Here is a 24,883-nt window from a genome sequence, read left to right as displayed (position 1 = left end):
ATGAGCGAGACGCATTCCGAAACCGTCGCCTATGTGCGCGAGACCATGCTGCCGCCCGAGCCGCCGCCGCTGGCCGAATCCGGCGCGATCAAATGGCTGCGCGAGAACCTGTTCTCGGGGCCGCTGAACATCGCGCTGACCTTTGTCGGGCTGGGCATCGTCTGGCTGGTGGTCGGCACCGTCGGCCCCTGGCTCTCGCATTCGGTCTGGAACGCCGGCAGCATGGCCGAATGCCGGCAGATCATCGCCGAGACCTGGGGGCAGGGCGCCTCGGGCGCCTGCTTCGCGCTGATCAAGCATCGCTGGAACCAGTTCCTGTTCGGCTTCTACCCGCAGGCGCTTTACTGGCGCCCGGTGCTGGCCTTCGGCCTGCTGTTCCTGGCGCTGGCGCCGGTGCTGTTTGCCGACAGCGCCCGGGCGCGGCGCGTGGTGCTGGGCCTGTCGGTGGTGCTGACCTTCGTCATCGCCGCGCTGCTGGGCGCCGGCACCGGGGCGCTGCTGGGAATGGCGGCGCTGATGCTGCTCTGGTCGGCGCTGATCGAGACCCGGCCGCAATGGTCGCTGCTGGCCAGCCTGGTCTATCCCTTCATCGCCGTCTGGCTGCTCTGGGGCGGATCGCTGTGGAGCGAGGCGATGGTGCTGGCCGGCTTCGGCATCGGCTTCGCGGTCTGGCGTCTGCTGGCCTCGCGTTTCGGCCTGCTGGCCTTTGCGCTGGGGGTGGTGGCGGCCGCGGCCTGGTGGCTGCTGCTGGCCGGGCCGCTGGCTTCGGCGCTGGCGGGGATGCTGCCGCTGCGGCTGCGCCCGGTCTCCTCGGACCAGTTCGGCGGCTTTGTGCTGTCGATCACCATCGGCGTCGCCGGCATCGCGCTGTCCCTGCCGCTGGGGGTGATCCTGGCCTTGGCGCGGCGCTCGGACCTGCCGGTGATCAAGATGCTGGCGGTGATGTTCATCGAGTTCATCCGCGGCGTGCCGCTGATCACGCTCTTGTTCGTGGCCTCGCTGCTTCTGAACTATTTCCTGCCGCCGGGCACGAATTTCGACATCATCCTGCGGGTCATCATCATGGTGACGCTGTTCGCCGCCGCCTATATGGCCGAGGTGATCCGCGGCGGGCTGGCCGCCCTGCCCAAGGGCCAATACGAGGCCGCCGACGCGCTGGGACTGGACTACTGGAAGGCGCAGCGGCTGATCATCCTGCCGCAGGCGCTGAAGATCTCGATCCCCGGCATCGTCTCGACCTTCATCGGCATGTTCAAGGACACGACGCTGGTCGTCTTCGTCGGGCTCTTCGACCCGCTGAAGGCCATGGCCGACACCATCCGCGCAAGCTTCGAATGGAAAGGCGCCTATTGGGAGCCCTACATCTTCGTCGGCGCGATCTTCTTCATCCTCTGCTTCGGCATGTCGCGCTATTCCATGTATCTGGAACGCCGGCTGAAGCGCGACCACCGCTGAGGAGACCTGCATGACCACCGGAACCGCACCCGCCCCCGCCCTGAGCGACGAGACCGCGATCGAGATCGTCAAGCTCAACAAATGGTATGGCACCTTCCACGTGCTGCGCGACATCGACCTGGTGGTCAGCCGGGGCGAGCGCATCGTCATCGCCGGGCCCTCGGGCTCGGGCAAGTCCACGCTGATCCGCTGCATCAACCGGCTGGAGGAGCACCAGTCCGGCAAGATCATCGTGGACGGGACCGAGCTGACCAACGACCTGAAGAACATCGACAAGGTGCGCTCCGAGGTCGGCATGGTGTTCCAGCATTTCAACCTGTTCCCGCATCTGACCATCCTCGAGAACTGCACGCTGGCGCCGATCTGGGTGCGCAAGATCCCCAAGCGCGAGGCCGAGGAGACGGCCATGCATTTCCTGACCAAGGTCAAGATCCCCGAGCAGGCCCATAAATATCCCGGCCAGCTGTCGGGCGGCCAGCAGCAGCGCGTCGCCATCGCCCGGGCGCTGTGCATGCGGCCGCGGATCATGCTGTTCGACGAGCCGACCTCGGCGCTGGATCCCGAGATGATCAAGGAGGTGCTGGACACCATGATCGAGCTGGCCGAGGACGGCATGACCATGCTGTGCGTCACCCATGAGATGGGCTTCGCCCAGGCGGTGGCGCATCGGGTGATCTTCATGGACCAGGGCCAGATCGTCGAGCAGAACACCCCGAAGGAGTTCTTCAACAACCCCCGCTCCGAACGCACCAAGCTGTTCCTGTCCCAGATCCTGGGGCACTGACCGGCGGCGGCGCCGCAGGGGGACTTCGCGTCCCCCGTCCGCCGCGGGCGCGGCGGACTCCCCCTGCGGGATATTTGCCCAAGAAAGAACCCGGGCGTGTTCCGGCGGTTGCCGGGCGGGGCGGGGCCGGTCTATCTTGCCGGCGACCGCTTTGGAGACTTCGTGATGAACCAGACCATTTTCCTGATGCTGGGCTTGCTGGGCCTTGTCGGTATCGGCTCGCTGGTATCCGGCAATGACGACGACCATCCGCCGGAAGGGCCCGCCGACGATCCCCGGCTGCATGGCGATGCGCTGATCGAGGGCGACGAGGAGGACAATGTCCTGACCGGCACCGACGGCGATGACGGCATCCTGGGCTATGACGGCGACGACCTGATCGATGGCGGTTCGGGCAACGACCTGATCGGCGCGGGCTATGGCGACGATACGGTCCTGGCGGGCAGCGGCGACGACGAGATCTATCTGGGCAGCGGGGACGACCTTTACGGCGCGCTGGACCTGGGCGCCGACGAGGGCAGCGATACCATCGACGGCGGGCTGGGCAATGACACGATCATCACCAATCTGGGCCATCACTCGATCACCGGCGGCGAGGGCGACGACCGGATCGAGGATCACGGCGGTTCGGTCTATATCGACGGCGAGGAGGGCGACGACCTGATCCTGTCGCCCGATGCCTCGGACCCCGAGCGGCCGGATACGCTGCTGGGCGGCGAGGGCAACGACACGATCCATGCCGGGGCGGGCGACATCGTCGATGGCGGCGACGGCGCGGATCTGATCATGCTGCGCAGCGATGCGGGCGGCGCGGCGGATATCGCCTATGGCGGTGCGGACAACATCACCATCACCCTGGCCGAGGATTATGCCGGCGACGAGGAATACGAGCTGGTGCAGGACGGCGACGATGTGCGCGTGGTGCTGAACGGCGAGGACATCGCCATCCTGCGCGACACGCTGGCCCGCGACGTGCGCGCGATCAGCCTGGTGCGCGAGACCGCCGCGACCTGATCCCCGGGGGAGGGAACGCGAAGGGGCGCGCGGGCTGTCCCGCGCGCCCCTTGGGTTTCCGCTGGTCGCGGCTCAGACCGCCGTCTTCAGCGATTCCTCCAGATAGAGTTCGCGCAGGCGGGTCGCCACCGGGCCGGGCGTGCCCTGGCCCAGCTTCACGCCGTCGATCTCGACCACCGGCAGCACGAAGGCCGAGGCCGAGGTGAAGAAGGCCTCGTCCGCGGCCTGCGCCTCTTCGATGGTGAAGGGGCGTTCCTCGATCTGCATCTGCGCCTCGGCGGCATAGCGCAGCAGCGAGGCGCGGGTGATGCCGTGCAGGATGTCGTTCGACAGCGGGCGGGTGACGATCTTGCCGTCCTTGACGATATAGGTGTTGTTCGAGGTGCCCTCGGTCACGAAGCCGTCCTCGACCAGCCAGGCGTCGTCGGCGCCCCTGGCCTTGGCCTCCATCTTGGCCATCGAGGGATAGAGCAGCTGCACCGTCTTGATGTCGCGCCGGTGCCAGCGCAGGTCGGGGATCGAGATCACCCGGAGGCCGGTTCTCGCCTGCGGATTGGCGGCGAGGCCGGGCTTGGACTGGGTGAACATCACAACGGTCTGCGGCGTGTCCTCGGGCGGATAGGCGAAGTCGCGGTCGCCGGGATTGCCGCGCGTCACCTGCAGATAGACCATGCCCTCGGTCACGTCGTTCAGCGTCACCAGCTGGCGATGCGCGTGAAGCCATTCCTCGTCCGTCAGCGGGTTGCCCATGCCCAGCTCGGCCAGCGAGCGGGTCAGGCGCTTCATGTGGCCGGCGAAATCCAGCAGCTTGCCGTCCAGCACGCTGGTCACCTCGTAGACGCCGTCGCCCATCACGAAGCCGCGGTCGAAGATCGATACCCTGGCCTCGGTTTCCGGCAGGTAGTCGCCATTCAGATAGACGGTGCGGGTCATGTCGTTTCTCCTGTCCCAGAGGCTTGCAACGCGGTCCTGCGCCGAAAGCGGCAGGGCGTCAAGATGCGGGCGTTTTCGCAGGCGCAAAATCAGCTTGATGCAGATGCAGCAACTATCTATCAGTTTTGCAGCAACGTTTGAAACATCCTTACCCGAAAGGCACGCCATGTCCTTCCGCACGCAACCCGCCCCGCCCGCCCGCCTGAACCGCTGCCAGCTTTTCGGACCCGGCTCGCGCGAGGCGCTGTTTGCCAAGATGGCCGGCTCGGCCGCCGATGTCATCAACCTGGATCTGGAGGATTCGGTGGCGCCGGACGACAAGGAGCAGGCGCGGCGCAACATCATCCAGGCCATCGGCGACATCGACTGGGGAACCAAGACGCTGTCGGTCCGCATCAACGGGCTGGACACGCCCTGGTGGTATCGCGACGTGGTGGACCTGCTGGAGCAGGCCGGCGAGCGGCTGGACCTGATCATGATCCCCAAGGTCGGCAATGCCGCCGACATCTATGCCGTGGACGCGCTGGTGACCGCCATCGAGGCCGCCAAGGGCCGGCAGAAGCGCATCGGGCTGGAGGTGATCATCGAATCCGCCGCCGGCATCGCCCATGTCGAGGAGATCGCCGCCGCGAGCCCGCGGCTGCAGGCGATGAGCCTGGGCGCGGCGGATTTCGCCGCCAGCATGGGCATGGCCACCACCGGCATCGGCGGCACCCAGGAAAACTACTACATGCTGCATGAGGGCGCGAAATACTGGTCGGACCCCTGGCATTGGGCGCAGACCGCCATCGTCGCCGCCTGCCGCACCCATGGCGTGCTGCCGGTCGACGGCCCCTTCGGCGATTTCAGCGACGACGAGGGTTTCCGGGCGCAGGCCCGCCGCTCGGCCACGCTGGGCATGGTGGGCAAATGGGCGATCCATCCCAAGCAGGTGGCGCTGGCGAACGAGGTGTTCTCGCCCAGCGAAAAGGCGGTGACCGAGGCGCGCGAGATCCTGGCGGCGATGGAAGAGGCCAAACGGACCGGCGCCGGCGCGACCGTATACAAAGGTAGACTGGTTGACATAGCGTCCATCCGTCAGGCACAAGTGATCGTGCGTCAGGCGGAATTGATCAACGCCTGATCAGAAGGATACCTGGGCGGCTACGCGGGGAGGCTGGCCGCCATGACAGGGGAGGAGCAACAGGCCCTGCGGCTGCGCGGGGCCTGTTGTCGTTACGGCCGGGCCTGCCGGACCGCTGCCATGAAGGTCATGGAAATTCAGCAAGTTGCAAGCCCTGCCGTCGGGCGTGGCTTTGGCTTTTCCCCGGATTGCGATTTTCGGCGCCGCAGGTGTCCGGGCGTGCGGGGCCTTCGGTCCGCGGATCGGGCGTGCGGTTGCGCGGCGCCCAGTCGGGAATCGGCGATTCGGGCATCGCTGGCAAGGGGCCGCCGCCCAGGCCGCCCCGGCCGGGTCTTGCCGCTGGCGGGCGGGATTTTCGGCCCATGGCCGGGCCCTGGCCGTGATCTGTGCGTGTCATCTTCGGGTCTGCGTTCAACAAGCCCGCAGCACCTATGGTTCGGGCGAAGAAAGTGCAACCCCGCTGACCTGTTCGTGAGCCTGCCATTCTGGCGGGATCCTCGGCGTCGCGGCCAGCAGGCTTTGGGTATAGGCGTGCTGCGGCGCCTGCATCACCGCGTGGGTCGGGCCGCTTTCGACGATGCGGCCTTTCTCCATGATCAGCACCCGGTCGGTGATCTGGCGCACCACCGCCAGGTCGTGGCTGATGAACAGGTAGGACAGGCCATGGCTGACCCGCAGCCGCGCCAGCAGGTCCAGCACCTGCGCCCGCACCCGCACGTCCAGGGCGCTGACCGCCTCGTCCAGCACGATCAGCCGCGGCTTGATGATCAGCGCCCGGGCGATGGCGATGCGCTGGCGCTGGCCGCCGCTGAATTCGTGGATGCGCCGGCGCATGGCCTCGGCGCCGGTGATTCCGACCTCGAACAGCGCCTCGGCCACCTGTTCGCGCCAGTCGCGGGGCAGGCCGGTCAGGTGGAAGGGTTCGGCCACCAGCCGCTCGACCCGCCAGCGCGGATCGAAGCTGCCGAACGGGTCCTGGAACACCACCTGCATCCTGGCGCGCAGATCGGCCGGCATGGCACGGCCGGCGCGGATTTCCTGCCCGTCCAGCAGGATGCGGCCGCCCTGCAGCGGATCGAGGCCCAGGATCGCCCGCGTCAGCGTCGATTTCCCGCAGCCGGATTCGCCGACCAGTCCGACCGATTCCCCGGCCTCGATGCGAAAGCTGACCCCGTCCACCGCCCGCAGGCTGCCGCGCGGCGCGGTCAGGCCGCGGCGGGGCAGGGGGTATTCGCGCACCGCCCCGTCCACCTGCAGCAGCGGCCGGGGTTTCGTGGCGGGCAGCACCAGCCGCGGCTGATGGGTCGAGGCGGCGAACAGCGCCCGGGTATAGGGGTGGCTTTGCTGGCGGAACACCGTCTCGGTCGGACCCTCCTCGACGATGCGGCCCTGCTGCATGACCGCCACGCGGTCGGCGATGCCCGAGACCACCGCAAGGTCGTGGGTGATGAGCAGCAGCGCCATCCCCTCGTCCCGCACCAGCCCGCGCAGCAGGTCGAGGATGCGGGCCTGCGTGGTCACGTCCAGCGCGGTCGTCGGCTCGTCGGCGATCAGCAGGTCGGGGCGCAGCGCGATGGCCAGCGCGATGGCGACGCGCTGGCGCTGGCCGCCCGAAAGCTGGTGCGGGTAAAGCGTCAGCGGAAAGCGCGGCGCGGTCAGGCCGACGCGGTCCAGCCGGTCGCGGGCACGTTCCAGCGCCGCCTTGCGGTCCAGGCGCTGATGGATACGCAGCACCTCGGCCACCTGGTCGCCGATGGTCATCAGCGGGTTCAACGCCGTCATCGGCTCCTGAAAGATCATGCCGATGCGTTTGCCGCGGATGCGGCACAGCTCCCGCTCGGGCAGTTCCAGCAGGTTCAGGCCGTCCAGGTTAACCCGGCCCTCGGCCCGCATGCCCTCGGGCAGAAGGCCCATGATCGCCAGCGCCGCCATGGACTTGCCCGAGCCGCTTTCGCCGACCAGCCCGGTGATCCGGCCGGGCGGCAATTGCAGGTCGAGGTCGCGCAGGATCTCATGCGCGCCGATCTCGACCGAGAGATTGGCGAGTTCGATCATGGCGACCTGCGCAATCTGAGGTCCAGCGCGTCGCGCAAGCCGTCGCCCAGCAGGTTGAGGCCCAGCACGGTGACGACGATGGCCAGGCCGGGGATAATGGCGACATGCGGGGCCAGCGCCACCATGGTCTGCGCCTCGGCCAGCATCCGGCCCCAGCTGGGCGTGGGCGGCTGCGCGCCAAGGCCGACATAGGAAAGGCCCGCCTCGGCCAGGATGCCGAGGCTGAACTGGATGGTGCCCTGCACGATCAGCAGGTTGGCGATGTTCGGCAGGATGTGCTGGACGCTGATGCGGGACGCGCCCTTGCCGGCGACCTGCGCGGCGCGGATATAGTCCAAGGTCCAGATCGGCAGCGCCGCGCCCCGGGTGACGCGGGCAAAGACCGGGATGTTGAAGATGCCGATGGCGATGATCGCGTTCAGCGCCGAAGGCCCCAGCGCCGCGGTGATGAGGATGGCGATGACCAGGCTGGGGAAGGCGAAGACCAGGTCGTTGCCGCGCATCACGATCTCGTCGATCCAGCCGCCGCGCGCCGCGGCGAGCAGGCCCAGCGGCACGCCGAAACCCATGCCGATGCCCACCGCGACCAGCGCCACCGCGATCGAGGTGCGCGCGCCGACCATGATCATCGACAGCATGTCGCGGCCGAAATGGTCGGTGCCCAGCCAATGCTGGCCCGAGGGCGGCAGCAGCTTCTGCGCGACGGCAAGCTGGGTGACGTCCGCCGGCGTCCACAGGAACGAAGCCAGCGCCGCGACCAGCGCCAGCCCGGAAAGCAGGGTGCCGAGGATCAGCGAGGCCCTCATCTGCGCAGCCTCGGGTCGACCAGCGCATAGGACAGGTCGACAAGGAAGGTGACCAGGATCACCGCCGCCACCAGCACCAGCACCGCGCTTTGCACCACGATCAGGTCGCGCTGGGTGATGGCCTGAAAGATCAGCCGGCCGAGGCCCGGCAGGTAGAAGACATTCTCGATGATGATCGCCCCGGCCAGCAGGAAGGAAAACTGCATCCCCAGGATGGTCAGCACCGGGATCAGCGCATTGCGCAGCGCATGGCGCGACAATGCCTGCCCGGCGCTCAGCCCCTTGGCGCGGGCGGTGCGGATGTAGTCCTGTCCCAGCGTCTCGACCAGGGCCGAGCGCAGCACGCGCGCCAGGATCGCCGCCTGCGGCAGGGCCAGCGCGAAAGCCGGCAGGATCAGGGATTTCAGCGCCGCGCCGGGATGGTCCCAGCCCGGAAAGCCGCCGGCCGGCAGCAGCCGCAGATTCACCGCGAAGACCAGCACCAGCAGCATGGCGAACCAGAAATTCGGCAGCGCGATGCCGATCTGCGTCGCCCCCATCACCACCGTGTCGCCCGCCCTGCCGCGGCGCGCGGCGGCGAACATGCCGATGGGCAGGGCGATCAGCGCCGCCAGCGCCAGCGCCATCAGCGCCAGCGGCAGCGAGACCTGCATGCGGTCGAGGATCATCCCGGCCACCGGCGTCTTGTAGGTGAAGCTGTGGCCCAGATCGCCGGTCAGCACGCCGCCCAGCCAGTGCAGGTAGCGCAGCGGCAAGGGCAGGTCCAGGCCCATCTGCTGGCGCAGCGCCGCCACCGTCTCGGGCTGGGCGCCGGTGCCCAGCATGAAGGCGGCCGGGTCGCCCGGCACCAGCTCGACCACCGAAAAGATCAGCGCCGAGGCCACGAGCAGGCTCAGGCCAAGCGAGATCAGGCGGCGGATCACATAGCGCAGCATGGGGAAACGCTAGTGCGGCTTTCCGTGCCGGTAAAGCCTTTGCGGTCAGGGCACCTCGAGCTTGCCGACCAGCGGCACGTCGTCGTCCAGGCTGACGGTGTGGCGTTCGATCATGCGGTGGACGACCGGCGGCTCCTTGCCGCGGTGCAGCTTGTTGATGTCCTGATAGGTCTCGAAATCGGCCTTGGTGCGGCGCAGGTTGTGGCGGACATATTCGTCCCAGGTGGCGATGTGATAGCTTTCGGTCCAGCGTTCGGGATGTTCCAGATCGCGCAGCAGCGCCCAGTTGCGCGCCCCGTCGCGGCGGCGGATGTTGCGGCGCAAGGCCATCAGCCGCAGGAATTCCGGCACGTCCAGCTGATCGATCTCGTAATCCACCATCACCATGATCGGGCCCGAGCGGCCGCGCAGGTCAAGCGCCAGCTCGGGCTCGCGGAAGCGGTTCACCGGGTCCAGGTCCAGCGTGCCGAATTCCGGGATGCGCAGCCAGTGCCCCAGCACCGCGCCCAGAAACAGCGGCACCGAGGCGGCGATCAGCGCCGTCTCCAGGTCGTAATTGTTGGCGACCGAGCCCCAGGCCCAGCTGCCCGCCGCCATGCCGCCGAAGACCGAGGTCTGGTAGAGCGCCAGCGCCCGCGCCACCACCCAGCGCGGCGTCGAAAGCTGCACCGTGACGTTGAACAGCGACAGTGCCAGCACCCAGCTTGCCCCCGCCGGCAGCATGGCCAGCGCGTGCAGCCAGGTGCTTTCGGTCAGCGCCAGCAGCAGGGCCGAGGCGCCGAAGGCGGCGAAGGCGACGCGGACCACGTTCTCGTTGTCCAGTCGCTCGCGCACATGCGGGTTGATCAGCGCGCCGCAGATCGCGCCCAGGCCGAAGCAGCCCAGGAGCAGGCCGAAGAGCAGCGAGCCGCCCGAGGGGTTCTGCTTGGCCACCAGCGGCAGCAGCGCCATGACGACGATGGCCGAAAAGCCGAACAGCGCCCCGCGCGTCAGCACCCGCATCAGGTTCGGCGACAGCGCCACATAGCGCAGCCCGGCGCCCACGGCGGCGACGAAGGGCTCGGGCGTGGTGACGCGCGGCGGCGTCACCGGATGCCAGCGCATCAGCGCGCCGAGCAGCGGGATGTAGCTGACCGCATTGACCGCGAAGGCCGCCGCCGCACCGAAGGCGGCGGTGATGATGCCGCCCACCGCCGGGCCGACCGAGCGCATCAGGTTGAAGCCGACCGAGTTCAGCGACACCGCCGCCGGCAGGTCGTCGCGCGGCACCAGGTCCTGCATGCTGGCTTGCCAGGGCGGGTTGTAGATCGCCTGCCCGACCCCGATCAGGAAGGTCAGCGACAAGAGCAGCAGGGGCGTCATCCAGCCCTGCCAGGTCAGCACCGCCAGCAGGACCGAGACCAGCGCCATGAACATCTGCGCCCCCAGCAGCAGGGTGCGGCGGTCGAGGATGTCGGCCAGCGCCCCGGACAGCAGCGCGAAAAGCATGATCGGCAAGGTGTTCGAGGCCTGCACCAGCGCGATCAGCGTCGCCGAATCGGTCAGCTGCGTCATCATCCAGGCCGCGCCGACCGCCTGCACCAGCCCGCCGAAATTCGAGATCAGCGTCGCCGACCAGAGCAGGCGGAAATCGCGATGGCGGAACGGGGCGAAGGGGCTCTTGCGGGCAGGGGCTGGCATGATCCGGGAAACCTGGGACATTGCGCCAAGCTTAGGCACAGCCCCGCCGGGCTGCAATCGGGCAGGCCGATTCTTGCCGCGCCTGCCTGATCTTTCGCGAATGGCAGGGATGATCGAAGAAAATTCGACATATTGTCGATATCTTCGGATAAATTTGACGAGGAACCGCAATCCAGCGGCGGAATCGGGAATTCATTTCCGCACGGGCTGCTATTCTTGCCCTCAACTTGGATTTGGGGGGTGCGCGACGATGAAGGTCATTATTCTTGGAGCGGGCGTGCTGGGTGTCACCTCGGCCTGGTATCTGGCCAAGGCCGGGCATGAGGTCACGGTGATCGACCGGCAGGACGGCCCGGCGCTGGAAACCAGCTTCGCCAATGCCGGCGAGATCTCGCCCGGCTATTCCTCGCCCTGGGCAGCGCCGGGCGTGCCGCTGAAGGCGCTGAAATGGATGTTCCAGCGCCATGCGCCGCTGGTGGTCCAGCCCCGGCTGGACTGGCAGCGCGTCTCCTGGATGGCGCGGATGCTGGCGAACTGCACCTCCTCGGCCTATGCCGTCAACAAGAGCCGCATGGTCCGTCTGGCCGAATACAGCCGCGACTGCCTGGGCGAGCTGCGCGCCGAAACCGGCATCCGCTATGACGAGCGCACGCAGGGCACCTTGCAGGTGTTCCGCAAGCAGCAGCAGCTGGACGCCGCCGGCAAGGACATCGAGGTGCTCAGGGCCGATGGCGTGCCCTTCGAGGTTCTGGACCGCGACGGCTGCGTCGCCGCCGAGCCGGGGCTGGCCGGTTCGGCTGAGCGGATCGTCGGCGGGCTGCGCCTGCCGGGCGACGAGACCGGCGATTGTTTCCTCTTTACCAACCGTCTGGCCGAGATGGCGGCGGCGGCCGGCGTGACCTTCCGCTGGGGCGTCAGCATCGAGGCGCTGGAGGCCGAGGGCGGCCGCATCAGCGCGGTGCGCACCGACAAGGGCCGGCTGACCGCCGACCGCTATGTGCTGGCCATGGGTTCCTATTCGCCGCGCATAGTGCGGCATCTGGGGCTGAAGCTGCCGGTCTATCCGCTCAAGGGCTATTCGCTGACCATCGACATCCAGGACGAAAGCCGCGCGCCGGTTTCGACGGTGATGGACGAGACCTACAAGGTCGCGATCACCCGCCTGGGCGACCGCATCCGCGTCGGCGGGCTGGCCGAGATCGCCGGCTACGACCTGAGCCTGAACCCGCGGCGCAAGGAAACGCTGGCGAAATCGGTGGGCGAGCTGTTCGGCGGGGCGGGCGATGCGGACAAGGCGCTGTTCTGGACCGGGCTGCGCCCGATGACCCCGGACGGCACGCCCATCGTCGGCGCGACGCCGATCCCGAACCTTTACCTGAACACCGGGCACGGCACGCTGGGCTGGACCATGTCGGCGGGCTCGGGGCGGCTGATCGCCGACCTGATCTCGGGCCGCAGGCCGGATATCGCCGCCGAGGACCTGGGCTATGGCCGTTACCTGCGCGGCGCGAAGACGGCCGGGCGCCCGGCGCTGCAGCCCGCCCGCGCCTGACCCGGCGGCCGGGCCATGCAAAAGGGGGCCGCTTGCGGCCCCCTTTTCGTTTCCGATCAGGCCTGCTTGATCAGGCGCAGCACCACCAGCAGGATCACCGCGCCGATGGTGGCGAAGATGATCGTGCCGAGGATCGGGGCCGATGCGCCCATGCCGAGCCCGAGCATGGGGAACAGCCAGCCGGCGATGACGGCGCCCAGGATGCCGACGACGATATTCATCAGCAGTCCCTGGCCGTGGCCTTTGACGATCAGCCCGGCCAGCCAGCCGGCGATCGCGCCGATGATAAGGGTGATAAGCAGGGCAGTCAGGGTCATGAAACGCTTCCTTTTCAAGCTTCCGGCCCGAATACCGGTCTGGCGGGGTAACGATTTCCGGCGCGGCCGGGTTCCCCGGCGTGGCCCCTGACGGGGCGTCCGGATCCGGTTGCGGCCGGGCGGGCACGGAAAACCGCGCGATTCGGCAACAGTTTGGTAACGATTGCGCCGGTCTGCGGGGCGCGGCCTTGACGGCGGAGGCCCGGGAAGGCTGATAAAAGGGCAGAAACCGTGCCCGTCCTCTGCTCGGACGGTGCCTGTGATCTGACGCAATGTCACCGCTGCCACGGCCGCGTCTCCCTGGGCGCGGCACGTTACGAAGGGAAACACCGATGCGCCTTGCACCGCTCATGCTGGCGATGGGCCTTGGCCTTGCCGCCTGCGCGCCCACGCCCCAGACCCCGGCCCAGCCGCCCGCCGCCGATCAGGGCGTCTACGGCGCCCGGACCGATTCCGGTCCGAATGGCGAGCCGATCGAGATCCACGCCGTCCGCCCCGCCTATCTGACCGAGCGCAACCGCCGCCAGCGCGTCGCCTATAACGGTCCCGAGGCGCCGGGCACCATCGTGGTCGACCCCTATGCCCGCTTCCTCTACCATGTGCTGGGCAACGGCGAGGCGATGCGCTTCGGCGTGGCGGTCGGCCAGGCCGGCAAGAACTTCCAGGGCACCGCCACCATCGGCCGCAAGCATGCCTGGCCCAGCTGGACGCCGACGGCGAACATGGTCCGCACCCAGCCCGAGCTTTACGGCCCGCTGAAGGGCGGCCTGCGCGGCGGGGTGGACAACCCGCTGGGCTCGCGCGCGCTCTATCTCTACAAGGGCGGGCGCGACACCATGTATCGCATCCACGGCACCATGGATCCGTCCTCGATCGGCAAGGCGACCTCGGCCGGCTGCATCCGCCTGTTCAACCAGGACATCATGGACCTGTTCGACGAGATCCCCAGCGGCACCGCGGTCAAGGTCCGCACCCGCGCCGAAAGCCTGGCGCTGGAGGGGCCGCTGGTCGAGCTGCCGAACGGCTATCTTGCCCCGGCGCATGAGATGCAGACCGCCGAGGCCGGCCCGGCGCAGTAATTCGCGCCCGGATTTCCGCCGTCTTGCGCCCCGGTCCCGCAGGCCGGGGCGTTCTTTCTCTGGCCAGCGCCGCCGCGGCATGGCAGATTCCGCGCGCAATGCGCCCGAAAGGAGAAGCCTCCATGGCCAAGTCCGCCGATCAGACCCCCACCCCCTCGCGCGATCTGGACGCGCTTGCCGAGCAGACCCAGACCGCGGCGCTTCGCCTGCTGGATCTGGCGGCGCTGACGGCGCTGCAGCGCGACCTGCGCGCGATGAAGGAAAGCGAGCAGGACGAGGCGGTGCGCAAGACCCTGGCCCAGGCCATGCGCCGGGCTGCCGCCGAAAAGCGCCGCCGCAAGGAACAGGGCGAATCGCCGGAGCCGGCCGCTGCCGCACCCGCCGCGCCGCCGCCCGCACCGGCCCCCGCCGAGGCGGCGAAGCCCGCCCGTCCCGTCCTGCCCAAGCCCGACAAGGCCGAGAGGAAGCGTATCAAGGAGGCCGAGAAGGCCGAGAAGAAGCGCGTGAAGGAAGCCGAGAAGGCCGAGCGCAAGGCCGCGAAACAGGCGGCGAAGGCGGCCGAGAAAGAGGCCGCCAAGGCCGAGCGCCGGGCGGCCAGGGCGGCTGGCGGCCCCGCCGCCGGGACGGAAAAGCCGGCCGGCAAGGCCAAGCCCGGCAAGGGCAGGAAAGCCGATTGAACGCGGGCGCGGTTCCCAAGCCGCGCCCGGCCTGCTATCTGAAGCCTGCCCGATCCATCCGAGTCTTGCATGCGCCGTCTGGTCCTGGCCCTTGTCGCTGTTCTGGCTGCAACCGCCGCGTCCGCCTATGAGGCGGTGGACGCGCTGCTGGGCCTGCGCGCGCCGCGCCCCTCCGAGAAGCTGCGCTGCACCGAGGACGGGCTCCAGTGCATCTCGCTGGCGAGCTATGTGCCGGATGTCTGCACCGCCATCGAGCGGGCGGCGGGCAGGAACGGGCTCGACCCGCATTTCTTCGCCCGGCTCTTGTGGAAGGAAAGCCTGTTCGAGCCGGGCGCGATCAGCCCGGTCGGCGCCATGGGCATCGCGCAATTCATGCCCGGCACGGCCGAGATGGTCGGGCTGGACGATCCCTTCAATCCCGCCAAGGCCATTGAGGCCTCGGCGCGCTATCTGGCCACGCTGACCGCGAGCTTCGGCAATGTCGGCCTTGCCGCCGTCGCCTATAACGGCGGCGAGAACCGGGCCGCGCGCTTCGTCGCGCAGGGCGGCAGCCTGCCCTGGGAGACGCAGGATTATGTGCAGGCGATCACCGGCCAGACGGCCTGGATCTGGCGCGACACGCCTCCGGCGCGGCTGGACGTGCGGCTGGACAAGGAGCGGCCCTTCCGCGAGGCCTGCATCGAGCTGGCCGGCAAGCGCAAGCTGCGCGAGTTCCAGACCCCCGAACATCCCTGGCCCTGGGGCGTGATCGTCGCCACCCATCCCAGCCAGTCCGGGGTCAGCCAGCAGGTCTCGCGGCTGAACCGGCAATTGCGGCCGATCCTGGGCGGCAAGCGGGTCAGCTATGTGCACCGCAAGATCTCGGGCGGGCCGCGCAAGCTTTATACCGCGCAGATCGGCTATTCCTCGAAGACCGAGGCCCATGCCTTCTGCAACCGGCTGCGCAGCCTGGGCGGGCGCTGCCTGGTGCTGAGGAACTGAAGCGCCGCACGGGCGGCGGCGTTTCCTGAGTATTTGGGAAACGGTGAAAGGCGGCGCCCCCTATTCCTTCCAATGCACCTGGGTCAGGTCGTTAGCCGGCATGGGGGTGTTTTCCCAGAGCCCCTCGATCTCCGCCTTGGCGACGCCGGTCTTCGCCATCTGGAACAGGAAGGCGTTGGCGTGGTCGTCGGCCAGGATCTCCTGCGCCCGTTTCAGCAGCGCCGAGCGTTCGGCCGGGTCGGTGGTGGCGTCGAGCTTCGCCATGACCTCGTCGAAGGCGGGGTTCCGGTAGTTGAAATAGTAATCCTCGCGGCCGTAGATATCGATGTCCATCGGCTCGACATGGCTGATGATGGTCAGGTCGTAATCGGCGTTCTTGAACACCTGCTCCAGCCACTGCGCCCATTCCATGTTGGTGATCTGCGTCTGGATACCCACGGCGCGCAGCTTGGCGGCGACGATCTCGCCGCCGCGGCGGGCATAGGGCGTCGGCGGCAGGGCGAGGCGCAGGGTCAGGTTCTCGGCCCCCGCCTCGGCCAGCAGCTTTTTCGACAGGTCCGGATCGTATTGCGATTTCGCGGTCAGATCGACGTAATCGGGATGATGCGGCGCGAAATGCGTGCCGATGGGCGTGCCATAGCCGAACATCGCGCCGTCGATGATTTCCTGGCGGTCGATGGCATGGGCGATGGCCGCGCGCACCTTCACCCCGGCCAGCGCCTGGTGCTTGTGGTTCATGGCCAGGATCGTCTCGCCCTCGGTGGTGCCGACCAGCACCTTGAAGCGCGGATCGGCCTGCAGCTGGGCCAGCGTCTCCGGGGCGGGATAGATCGGGAAGGCGTCGATGTCGCCCGCCATCATCGCCGCGAAGGCGGCGCTGGGATCGCCGATGAAGCGGAAGGTGGCGGTTTTCAGCGCCGGCCTCTCGCCCCAGTAGCCGTCGAAGGCGTCGAGCCGGATATGGTCGCCCTGTCGCCATGCGCCGAACCTGAAGGGGCCGGTGCCGACGGGCCTGGTGGCGATGTCCTTGATGCTGGCCTGGTCGACCATCACCGCATCGCCCCAGGCCATCTTGAAGGGGAAGCCGCCGTCCGGGGCCTTCAGCGTGACGCGGACGGTCAGCGGGTCCAGCGCCTCGACCGTCTCGATGCCCTCGAACAGGGCCTTCTGGGCGTTGGTGCTGTCGGGCGCCCGGGCCCGGTCGAGCGAGAAGATCACGTCCTGCGCGTCGAAGGCGCTGCCGTCGTGGAAGGTCACGCCGGGCCGCAGGTGGAAGAGATAGGTCTTGCCGTCCGCGCTTTCCCAGCTTTCGGCCAGGCCGGGCTGCACGCTGCCGTCGGGCGCGACGCGGGTCAGCCCCTCGAAGACATTGGCATAGACAACCTCGTCGATGGCGGCGGCGGCGCCCCCGGTCGGGTCCAGGTTCGGCGGTTCGAGAACCATGGCCAGCGTGATCGAATCCGGCGCCGCCAGCGCCGGCGCTGCCAGCATGGCCGCCGCAGCGGCCGCCTGCATGAATTTCGCGAACATCCCTGTCCCCCTGGCTTATCCCAGGGGCACATTCCCGGCAAAACGCCCGGCGATCAACCCCGTCTCTCGGTCAGTTGCTGGGCAAGGCCCGCGAAGATCAGCCAGAGCGAGCTGAGCAGAAGTCCCCAGCGGGCAAAGCTTTCGGGATGGAAATCGACCAGCACCGCCCAGACCGAAAAGCCGACCCAGGCCACGGTCACCGGCAGCGAGACCGACCGCCAGCGTTCGGTCCGCATCGGGTGGATGAATTTCACATTGGTGAACATGGTGATCGCCAGCGTCACCACGATGGCGAGCGTCAGCCAGAAATCCGGCTTGATCGCGAACAGCACCAGCACCACCATGTTCCAGCAGGCGGGGAAGCCGGCAAAGGAATTGTCGCGGGTCTTCATGCGGGTGTCGGCGAAATAGATCACGCTGCCATAGGTGATGGCGATGATGGCGATCCAGCCGGTCCAGCCCGGCAGCAGCCCCGACATGAACAGCGCATAGGCGGGAATGAAGACATAGGTCAGGTAGTCGATGATCAGGTCCATCAACACGCCGTCATAGGTCGGCCAGTTGGTCTTGACGTGATAGCGCCGCGCCAGCGGCCCGTCGATGCCGTCCACGATCAGGGCGACGACCAGCCAGAAGAACATCTGCGACCATTCCGCCCGGGCGGCGGCCAGCAGGGCAAGCATGGACAGCACCGCTCCGGTCGCGGTCAGCAGATGCACGGCAAGGGCTTTGAGGCGCGGATTCATCCCCTGCTTCTGTCACCGAACGGTCATGACCGCAAGTTCACGCCGGGTTGCACGCTGCGCTTTGCCGCGGGGTGATGCGGGGATGCCCGCATGGCTATTCTGCGAATTCCTCGGCCGCGTAGCCTTGCAGATAGAGCAGGGCGGTCAGGTCGCCGTGGTTGATTCGCAGGCTGACCTGCGCCGCGACCACGGGTTTCGCATGCAGCGCGACGCCCATGCCGGCCAGCTGCAGCATGCCCAGGTCGTTGGCGCCGTCGCCCACCGCCAGCACGTCGGCGGGCGAGAGGCCGCGCCTGGCGGCGATGTCGGTCAGCGCCTCGACCTTGGCCTCGCGGCCCAGGATCGGCAGGGCGACATGGCCGGTCAGCACGCCCTCCTCGGCCAGCAGCGTGTTGGCGCGGTGCTCGTCGAAGCCGAGCGCCGCGGCGACCGGGCCGGTGAAATCGGTGAAGCCGCCCGAGACCAGCGCCGCATAGGCGCCCTGCGCCCGCATCGTGGCGACCAGCTGCCGGCCGCCGGGAGCCAGCGTGATGCGGCTGTCCAGCACCTGTCCGATCGCGGTTTCGGGCAGGCCGGCCAGCAGGCCGACGCGGGCCAGCAGCGCCTCGTGGAAGTTCAGCTCTCCGTTCATGGCGCGGGCGGTGATGGCGGCGACGCGCTCGCCCACGCCGGCGACATCCGCGAGCTCGTCGATGCATTCCTGCTGGATCATGGTCGAATCCATGTCGGCGAGCAGCACCGCCTTGCGCCGGCCCGCGGTCGGCTGGATCGCGAGGTCGAACCCCTCGGCCTGCAGCCTGTCCCAGACCTGCCAGAAATCCTGCGGCTCGGCGGCGAGGGGAAATTCGGCGGCGATGCCCGGGGCCAGCCAGAGCGGTCGGCCACCGTTCCAGGCGCCGCGGAGTTCCTCGACCAGCGCGGCGGACAGGTCCGCGCGGCCGGGCGCGGCGAGGATGGTGACGGTGAACATGAAGGCCCCTTGGCGGTTGTTTGCGGCAGCACTAGCCAAAGCGGTGCCGCGGATCAATCGGTCGGATTCATGCCGCGAATCTGTCGCAAACGTCGCTTGCAAATTTTTCTTGCGGGAATCCCTCGCCGGCGCTAAGGCGGTCAGCGGGACACGCCGCCCCAACGCGGCGCTTATAGCTGGAAGGCTAACATCATGGGCAAGACTGCTCCGGCCGCGCGGCCGGCCAATCCGCGCTTTTCCTCGGGCCCCTGCGCCAAGATCCCCAATTTCTCGCTGGACATGCTTGCCGACGCGCCGCTGGGCCGTTCGCATCGCGCCGCCGTGGGCAAGGCCAAGCTGGCCGAGGCCATCGACCTGACCCGCGAGGTGCTGGGCGTGCCGGCGGATTACCGCATCGGCATCGTTCCCGCCTCGGATACCGGCGCCGTCGAGATGGCGCTGTGGTCGCTTCTGGGCGCGCGCAAGGTCGAGATGCTGGCCTGGGAGAGCTTCGGCGAGGGCTGGGTCACCGACGTGGTGAAGCAGCTGAAGCTGGACGCCACGGTCCGCAAGGCCGATTACGGCAAGATCGTGGATTTCGCCCAGGTCGATTTCGACAATGACGTGGTCTTCACCTGGAACGGCACCACCTCGGGCGTGCGGGTTCCGAACGGCGACGCCATTCCGGCCGACCGTGCCGGGCTGACCATCTGCGACGCCACCTCGGCCGCCTTCGCGATGGATCTGCCCTTCGACAAGCTGGATGTGGTGACGTTCAGCTGGCAGAAGGTGCTGGGCGGCGAGGGTGCGCATGGCGTGCTGATCCTGTCGCCGCGCGCCGTCGAGCGGCTGGAGGGTTACACTCCCGCCTGGCCGCTGCCGAAGATCTTCCGCATGACCAAGGGCGGCAAGCTGATCGAGGGCATTTTCAAGGGCGAGACCATCAACACGCCCTCGATGCTTTGCGTCGAGGATTACCTGGTGGCGCTGAAATGGGCGCAAGCCTTGGGCGGCCGCAAGGCGCTGGTCGCCCGGGCCGAGGCCAATGCCAAGGCGGTGCGCGACTTCATCGCCACCCGCGACTGGATCGCCGACCTGGCCGAGGATCCGGCCACCGCCTCGACCACCTCGGTCTGCCTGAAATTCACCGATGCGCGCATCAAGGACGGCGCCGCCTTCGCCAAGGCCGTCGCCAAGCGGCTGGAGAAGGAAGGCGTGGCGCTGGATGCCGGCGCCTATCGCGATGCGCCCCCGGGCCTGCGGATCTGGTGCGGCTCGACCGTCGAGACCGGTGATGTCGCGGCGCTGATGCCCTGGATCGAATATGCCTTCGAGGCCGAGATCGAGGCGCAGGCGGAAGTCGCCTGACGGTGAACGGGGGGCGCTGCCCCCCGCACCCCCCGGAGTATTTGTGAAACGGTGAAAGCCGGATGGGCCATGTCGCCCGCCGCCGGCCCCCGCATATCCAGAGGATAGAGAAATGCCCAAGGTTCTTGTTTCGGACAAGCTTTCGGAAACCGCCGTTCAGATCTTTCGTGATCGCGGCGTCGAGGTGGATTATTTGCCGGATGTCGGCAAGGACAAGGAAAAGCTCGCGGAGATCATCGGCCAGTATGACGGGCTGGCCATCCGCTCGGCCACCAAGGTGACGGCGAAGCTGCTGGAGGCCGCGACCAATCTGAAGGTGATCGGCCGCGCCGGGATCGGCGTTGACAATGTCGACATTCCGGCCGCCTCGAAGAAGGGCGTCATCGTGATGAACACGCCTTTCGGCAACTCGGTGACGACCGCCGAACACGCCATCGCGCTGATGTTCGCCGTGGCCCGGCAATTGCCCGAGGCCAGCGTCTCGACCCATGAGGGCAAGTGGGAGAAGAACCGCTTCATGGGCGTCGAGGTCTTCAACAAGGTGCTGGGCGTCATCGGGGCGGGGAATATCGGTTCCATCGTCATCGACCGGGCGCTGGGGCTGAAGATGAAGGTGCTGGCCTATGACCCCTTCCTGTCCGAGGATCGGGCCAAGGAACTGGGGGTGAAGAAGGTCGAGCTGGACGAGTTGCTGGCCAAGGCCGATTTCATCACCCTGCATGTGCCGCTGACCGAGAAGACCCGCAACATCCTGTCGCGCGAGAACCTGGCCAAGACCAGGAAGGGCGTGCGCATCGTCAATGCCGCGCGCGGCGGGCTGATCGACGAGGAGGCCTTGGCCGAGCTGCTGAAATCCGGCCACGTCGCCGGGGCGGCGCTCGACGTCTTCGCCACCGAGCCTGCGACCGAAAGCCCGCTGTTCGGCCTGCCGAACGTGGTGGTGACGCCGCATCTGGGCGCCTCCACCACCGAGGCGCAGGAGAACGTGGCCCTGCAGGTTGCCGAGCAGATGTCGGACTATCTGCTGACCGGCGCGGTGCAGAACGCGCTGAACATGCCCTCGGTCACGGCCGAGGAAGCGGCGGTGATGGGGCCCTGGCTGAAGCTGGCCGGCCATCTGGGCGCCTTCATCGGCCAGATGACCGACGAGCCGATCCAGGCGATCAACGTGCTTTACGACGGCGTCGCCTCCGAGATGAACCTCAAGGCGCTGAACGCCGCGGTGATCGCGGGCGTGATGCAGGCAACCAACCCGGACGTGAACATGGTCTCGGCCCCGGTCATGGCCGCCGAGCGGGGCGTGCAGGTGGCGACCACGACGCAGGGCAAGTCGGGGGTCTTCGACGGCTATATCAAGGCCACCGTGGTCACCGACACGCGCGAGCGGTCCATCGCCGGCACGGTGTTCAGCGACGGCAAGCCGCGCTTCATCCAGATCCGCGGCATCAATGTCGATGCCGAGATCGGCGCGCATATGCTCTATACCCGCAACAGGGACGTGCCGGGCGTCATCGGCGCGCTGGGCATGACCCTGGGCGATCTGGGCGTGAACATCGCCAATTTCACCCTGGGCCGTACCAAGACCGGCGACGATGCCATCGCTATCCTCTATCTTGACGAGCCGCTGAAGCCTGAGGCGCTGGAGGCCCTGCGCGCCACCGGCAAGTTCCTGCAGGTGCGGCCGCTGCAATTCGAGGTTTGAACCTTGCGGACCCCCGGACTAGGCTCCGGGGGTCTTCATTTGCGGGGGCGGCATGCGGACCTATGCCATCGGCGACATTCACGGCCATCTGGACCTGCTCACGGCGGCGCATGAGCTGATCGCGCGCGACGATGCGGCGCGGGGCGGCGGCGGCACGCTGGTCCATGTCGGCGATCTGCTGGACCGCGGCCCGGATTCGCGCGGCGTGGTCGATTACCTGATGCGCGGCCAGGCCGAGGGCCGGCCCTGGATCGTGCTGAAGGGCAATCACGACCGTTTCCTGCCGCGGCTCGTGCTGCAGCCGGACTGGATCGATCCCGGTCTGGCCTCGGGGCGGCACTGGCTGGACCATGGCTCGCTGGGCGCGGCCGAGACGCTGGCCTCTTACGGGGTCGAGATCCGCGACCATGCCCGCACCCGTGCCGAAGTGCTGCGCGCGGTGCCCCAGGCGCATCTGCGCTGGCTGGACGCGCTGCCGCTGTGGCATCTGGCGCCGCAGGCGCTGTTCGTGCATGCCGGCATCCGGCCCGGGGTCGATCTGGCCCGGCAGACCGAGCATGACCTGGTCTGGATCCGCAAGGGCTTTCTGGACGATGCCGGCGATCACGGGGTGCTGGTGGTGCATGGCCACAGCCCGGTCGAGCGGGTGACGCATTTCGGCAACCGCCTGGCCATCGATACCGGCGCCGCCTATGGCGGGCCGCTGAGCGTCGTCGTCCTGGACGAGACCGGGCCGCATCTGCTGACCGAGGCCGGGCGCGCGCCGATCCTGCCCCCGGAGCCGCGCCGGCCGCCTGCCGATGTGGCAGGGGCGCAAGGGCCTCGGCGGGAAATGCCTCAAATCCCCGCCATCCATTGACCCTTGCGGGCGAGGGGCCAAATATCGGGGGAAGGCATGCGCCGTCCGCCGTTCCGGCCCGGCGCCAGGAGGTGAAGCGCCGTGCAGTCCTTGTCCGTCATGTTCCAGCTGGCCGGTGCCGTGGCGCTGCTGCTCTTCGGGCTGGCGCTGGTGCGCGACGGGATGGTGCGCGCCTTCGGGGTCAGGCTCAAGATGGTGCTGGGGCGCGGCACGCGCACCGGGCCGCGGGCCTTCGTCTCGGGTCTGGTGGCGACGCTGGGGCTGCAAAGCTCGACCGCGACGGCGCTGATGACCGCCTCTTTCGTGGATCGCGGCATGATCCGGCCCCGCATGGCGCAGATCGCGCTGCTGGGCGCCAATCTGGGCACGGCCCTGACCGCCTGGATCGTCGCCTCGGGGATCGAGGCGCTGGTGCCGGTGCTGTTGCTGGTCGGCTATGTGCTGCGCCGGCAGGACCGCCGCGGCTGGTCGGGGGGCGGGGTGGCGCTGATCGGCATTGCGCTGATGCTGCTGTCGCTGGCCCTGCTGGGCCAGGCGACCGAGCCGTTGCGGGATTCCGCGGCCATGGCGGCCTTCCTGGCCATGCTGGGCAATGCCTGGCCGGTGGCGCTGGCCTTCGCGGCCGGGCTGGCGGTGCTGTGCTCGTCCTCGCTGGCGGTGGTGATGCTGGTGCTGTCGCTGGGCATGGACCCGGCGCTGACCGTGGTGCTGGTGCTGGGCGCCAATCTGGGCGGGGCGATTCCGCCGGTCCTGGCCACCGCCGGGCAGGGGATCGCCGCCCGCCGCGTCGCCTTGGGCAACCTGGTCGTGCGCGGCGTCGGCTGCCTGCTGGTGCTGCCGCTGGCCGGGCGGGCGGCGCAGCTGCTGACCGCCGTGCCGCTGCCCGAGACCGGGCTGGCGGTCGAGGCGCATCTGGCCTTCAACCTGTTGCTGGCGGCGGCGATCTGGCCCTTTTCGGGCCTGGTCACCCGTCTGACCGCCGCGATCCTGCGCGAGGAGGAGCAGCCCCCGCCGATCGAGGCGCAGCTGCTGGACGGCACGGCACTGGACACGCCCGCCGTCGCCTTGGCCCGCGCCAGCCGCGCCGCGCTGGCCATCGGCGACGTGGTCGAGCGGATGCTGCAGCAGGCCCGCACCGCCTTCGCCCGCGGTGATGACGCGCCGCTGGCCGAGGTCGAGGTGCTGGAGCAGCGCGTGGACCGCATGCAGCAGGAGGTCAAGAGCTTCCTCTCCCGCCTCGGCCGCGAGGCCGGCGAGGCCGAGCGGCGCCAGGCCATCACCATCCTGGATTACGTCATCAACCTGGAACATGTCGGCGACATCATCGACAAGGGCCTCGGCCCCGAGATCCGCAAGAAGGCGGCGCTGTCGCTGCGCTTTTCGGAAGAGGGCTATAGCGAACTCGACGGGTTGTTCCTGATGACCATCGAGAACCTGCGCATCGCCCAGACCGTCTTCATGACCCGCGACCGCGAACTGGCGCGCCAGCTGATGGAGGAGAAGGTCGAGATCCGGCGCCTGGAACGCCTGTCCTCGCAGCGCCATCTGATGCGGCTGCGCGAGGGGCGGCCCGACAGCCAGCAGACCTCTTCGCTGCATCTGGACATCTTGCGCGACCTGAAGCGGGTGAACGCGCATATCGTCTCGGTCGCGCATCCGATCCTGGACGAGGCCGATCTGCTGATCGAAAGCCGGCTGAAGACCGGCTAGGCTGTCGTCTTGCTCGGGTTCGGACAGGAGTCGCGCAGCGGTCTGGGTGCTGGTCGGTTCCTTTTCGCGGAATGCGGGAAGGCTGGGCCGAGCCCTCAGAGATGAGTCCGCCGGCGGGATCGGGTATGCGCGCACGCAAGGGACGCGGAATGCGGTCCGGTCCTGCCGCGCTTTCCCGGCAGACAAGCGGCGGTCGGCCTTGGCGAAGCTTTCGCCCGACCGTCGAGCAGGCGCGTGGCCGTGGATCGGACGGGGCCGCGCGTGCCACTGGCCGACCGTGGCCTTCGCCGCTTGCCTATTCCGCCCGCGGGCGCTTGGCCGGCAATCCGCAAGAGCCGGCAGCCCGGGCGGCCGGACAACCGCTTCCCTGTGGCGCGGGCTGCTCGCCTTCTTCGCCAAGGTGCGGCGATCCGCAAGAGCCGGCTCTCCAGCCGGCGCCGCGACCATCCCCGCCCGTCAGCTGCATGGCGATAATCTTTTCCGGGCGCCTGCCTGCCGCCATGCGCGTTGCGGATGCCGGACGGGCGGCGGAATCTGCGGCACGCAACCCGCACAGTCCCGCCGGTCTGCGCCCGGACGGTGGACAGCGGCGCCCGGGAGTTGTATGAGCCGCGCCAAACAGGAACGG

At 68.4% G+C, this 24,883-nt stretch carries 21 protein-coding genes; 12 read left to right on the top strand and 9 right to left on the bottom strand.

All coding sequences use genetic code 11. From position 1 onward, the window contains the following. The 3 genes from PARJ55_RS0113600 to PARJ55_RS0113590 all read left to right on the top strand — a co-directional run bounded on the left by PARJ55_RS0113600 (position 1) and on the right by PARJ55_RS0113590 (position 3,253). A complete protein-coding gene (locus tag PARJ55_RS0113600; protein WP_028713541.1) occupies positions 1 to 1,455 on the top strand; it encodes an amino acid ABC transporter permease in 1,455 nt (484 codons plus the stop codon). 10 nt (positions 1,456 to 1,465) lie between these two features. Beyond that, positions 1,466 to 2,239, top strand: coding sequence for an amino acid ABC transporter ATP-binding protein (locus PARJ55_RS0113595; protein WP_028713540.1), 774 nt, complete (start codon positions 1,466 to 1,468; stop codon positions 2,237 to 2,239). A 165-nt stretch (positions 2,240 to 2,404) separates the two neighbouring features. Then, a complete protein-coding gene (locus PARJ55_RS0113590) occupies positions 2,405 to 3,253 on the top strand; it encodes a calcium-binding protein (protein ID WP_232215710.1) in 849 nt (282 codons plus the stop codon). A gap of 72 nt (positions 3,254 to 3,325) precedes the next feature. Here the strand turns inward: PARJ55_RS0113590 and PARJ55_RS0113585 are convergent, their stop codons facing one another. Then, complete coding sequence (locus PARJ55_RS0113585) at positions 3,326 to 4,186, bottom strand: D-amino-acid transaminase (RefSeq protein ID WP_028713538.1); 861 nt, start codon at positions 4,184 to 4,186, stop codon at positions 3,326 to 3,328. Positions 4,187 to 4,352: 166 nt separating this feature from the next. On the opposite strand from PARJ55_RS0113585, the gene PARJ55_RS0113580 reads away from it, so the two are divergent. Next, complete coding sequence (locus PARJ55_RS0113580; protein ID WP_028713537.1) at positions 4,353 to 5,309, top strand: L-malyl-CoA/beta-methylmalyl-CoA lyase; 957 nt, start codon at positions 4,353 to 4,355, stop codon at positions 5,307 to 5,309. Positions 5,310 to 5,738: 429 nt separating this feature from the next. On the opposite strand, the gene PARJ55_RS0113575 is transcribed toward PARJ55_RS0113580, so the two are convergent. From PARJ55_RS0113575 to PARJ55_RS0113560, 4 genes are read right to left on the bottom strand one after another with little or no spacing between them, the layout of a single operon-like run. Then, positions 5,739 to 7,364, bottom strand: a complete 1,626-nt coding sequence (locus PARJ55_RS0113575) for an ABC transporter ATP-binding protein (protein WP_028713536.1) — start codon at positions 7,362 to 7,364, stop codon at positions 5,739 to 5,741. After that, entirely contained in the window at positions 7,361 to 8,170 is an 810-nt protein-coding gene (locus tag PARJ55_RS0113570) for an ABC transporter permease (RefSeq protein ID WP_028713535.1), read from the bottom strand. Before PARJ55_RS0113570 ends, PARJ55_RS0113575 begins: the two co-directional genes overlap by 4 nt. Then, entirely contained in the window at positions 8,167 to 9,105 is a 939-nt protein-coding gene (locus PARJ55_RS0113565; protein ID WP_028713534.1) for an ABC transporter permease, read from the bottom strand. The genes PARJ55_RS0113570 and PARJ55_RS0113565 overlap by 4 nt, the downstream gene beginning before the upstream one ends. A gap of 45 nt (positions 9,106 to 9,150) precedes the next feature. Beyond that, the gene (locus tag PARJ55_RS0113560) at positions 9,151 to 10,785 is read right to left on the bottom strand and encodes an MFS transporter (RefSeq protein WP_028713533.1); all 1,635 of its coding nucleotides are present in this window, start codon (positions 10,783 to 10,785) and stop codon (positions 9,151 to 9,153) included. Between the two features lie 250 nt (positions 10,786 to 11,035). Here PARJ55_RS0113560 and PARJ55_RS0113555 point away from each other — a divergent pair, with 250 nt between their 5' ends. After that, entirely contained in the window at positions 11,036 to 12,337 is a 1,302-nt protein-coding gene (locus PARJ55_RS0113555; protein ID WP_028713532.1) for a D-amino acid dehydrogenase, read from the top strand. A gap of 56 nt (positions 12,338 to 12,393) precedes the next feature. Here PARJ55_RS0113555 and PARJ55_RS0113550 read toward each other — a convergent pair whose 3' ends face one another. Further along, positions 12,394 to 12,654 carry a GlsB/YeaQ/YmgE family stress response membrane protein gene (locus tag PARJ55_RS0113550; RefSeq protein ID WP_028713531.1) on the bottom strand — a complete coding sequence of 87 codons (261 nt, stop codon included), beginning with the start codon at positions 12,652 to 12,654 and terminating at the stop codon, positions 12,394 to 12,396. 332 nt (positions 12,655 to 12,986) lie between these two features. Between PARJ55_RS0113550 and PARJ55_RS0113545 the strand changes: the two genes are divergently transcribed. From PARJ55_RS0113545 to PARJ55_RS0113535, 3 genes are all read left to right on the top strand, one after another. Then, positions 12,987 to 13,733, top strand: a complete 747-nt coding sequence (locus tag PARJ55_RS0113545; protein WP_028713530.1) for a L,D-transpeptidase — start codon at positions 12,987 to 12,989, stop codon at positions 13,731 to 13,733. A gap of 122 nt (positions 13,734 to 13,855) precedes the next feature. Then, positions 13,856 to 14,410, top strand: coding sequence for a hypothetical protein (locus PARJ55_RS0113540; RefSeq protein WP_028713529.1), 555 nt, complete (start codon positions 13,856 to 13,858; stop codon positions 14,408 to 14,410). A 69-nt stretch (positions 14,411 to 14,479) separates the two neighbouring features. After that, positions 14,480 to 15,391 (top strand): lytic transglycosylase domain-containing protein, encoded by a 912-nt coding sequence (locus PARJ55_RS0113535; RefSeq protein WP_028713528.1) that lies wholly within the window; start codon positions 14,480 to 14,482, stop codon positions 15,389 to 15,391. A gap of 60 nt (positions 15,392 to 15,451) precedes the next feature. Here the strand turns inward: PARJ55_RS0113535 and PARJ55_RS0113530 are convergent, their stop codons facing one another. From PARJ55_RS0113530 to serB, 3 genes are all read right to left on the bottom strand, one after another. After that, positions 15,452 to 16,921 (bottom strand): ABC transporter substrate-binding protein, encoded by a 1,470-nt coding sequence (locus PARJ55_RS0113530; protein ID WP_028713527.1) that lies wholly within the window; start codon positions 16,919 to 16,921, stop codon positions 15,452 to 15,454. Positions 16,922 to 16,974: 53 nt separating this feature from the next. Next, complete coding sequence (locus tag PARJ55_RS0113525) at positions 16,975 to 17,667, bottom strand: phosphatidylcholine/phosphatidylserine synthase (protein ID WP_028713526.1); 693 nt, start codon at positions 17,665 to 17,667, stop codon at positions 16,975 to 16,977. A 94-nt stretch (positions 17,668 to 17,761) separates the two neighbouring features. Continuing rightward, on the bottom strand, positions 17,762 to 18,637 hold the full coding sequence (gene serB, locus PARJ55_RS0113520) for a phosphoserine phosphatase SerB (RefSeq protein ID WP_028713525.1): 876 nt from the start codon (positions 18,635 to 18,637) through the stop codon (positions 17,762 to 17,764). A gap of 192 nt (positions 18,638 to 18,829) precedes the next feature. Here serB and PARJ55_RS0113515 point away from each other — a divergent pair, with 192 nt between their 5' ends. The 4 genes from PARJ55_RS0113515 to PARJ55_RS0113500 all read left to right on the top strand — a co-directional run bounded on the left by PARJ55_RS0113515 (position 18,830) and on the right by PARJ55_RS0113500 (position 24,255). After that, entirely contained in the window at positions 18,830 to 19,984 is a 1,155-nt protein-coding gene (locus tag PARJ55_RS0113515) for a phosphoserine transaminase (protein WP_028713524.1), read from the top strand. Positions 19,985 to 20,096: 112 nt separating this feature from the next. Continuing rightward, on the top strand, positions 20,097 to 21,686 hold the full coding sequence (gene serA / locus PARJ55_RS0113510) for a phosphoglycerate dehydrogenase (protein ID WP_028713523.1): 1,590 nt from the start codon (positions 20,097 to 20,099) through the stop codon (positions 21,684 to 21,686). A gap of 52 nt (positions 21,687 to 21,738) precedes the next feature. Beyond that, positions 21,739 to 22,545 carry a metallophosphoesterase gene (locus tag PARJ55_RS22125; RefSeq protein WP_156929491.1) on the top strand — a complete coding sequence of 269 codons (807 nt, stop codon included), beginning with the start codon at positions 21,739 to 21,741 and terminating at the stop codon, positions 22,543 to 22,545. A gap of 81 nt (positions 22,546 to 22,626) precedes the next feature. Beyond that, on the top strand, positions 22,627 to 24,255 hold the full coding sequence (locus PARJ55_RS0113500; protein WP_028713522.1) for a Na/Pi cotransporter family protein: 1,629 nt from the start codon (positions 22,627 to 22,629) through the stop codon (positions 24,253 to 24,255). The last annotated feature ends 628 nt before the right edge of the window (positions 24,256 to 24,883 follow it).

Origin of the sequence: Paracoccus sp. J55 (assembly GCF_000513975.1) — a bacterium.
Lineage (GTDB): Bacteria > Pseudomonadota > Alphaproteobacteria > Rhodobacterales > Rhodobacteraceae > Paracoccus.
The sequence above is the reverse complement of the archived record's forward strand: the minus strand, read 5'-3'. Positions and strand labels throughout refer to the sequence as shown.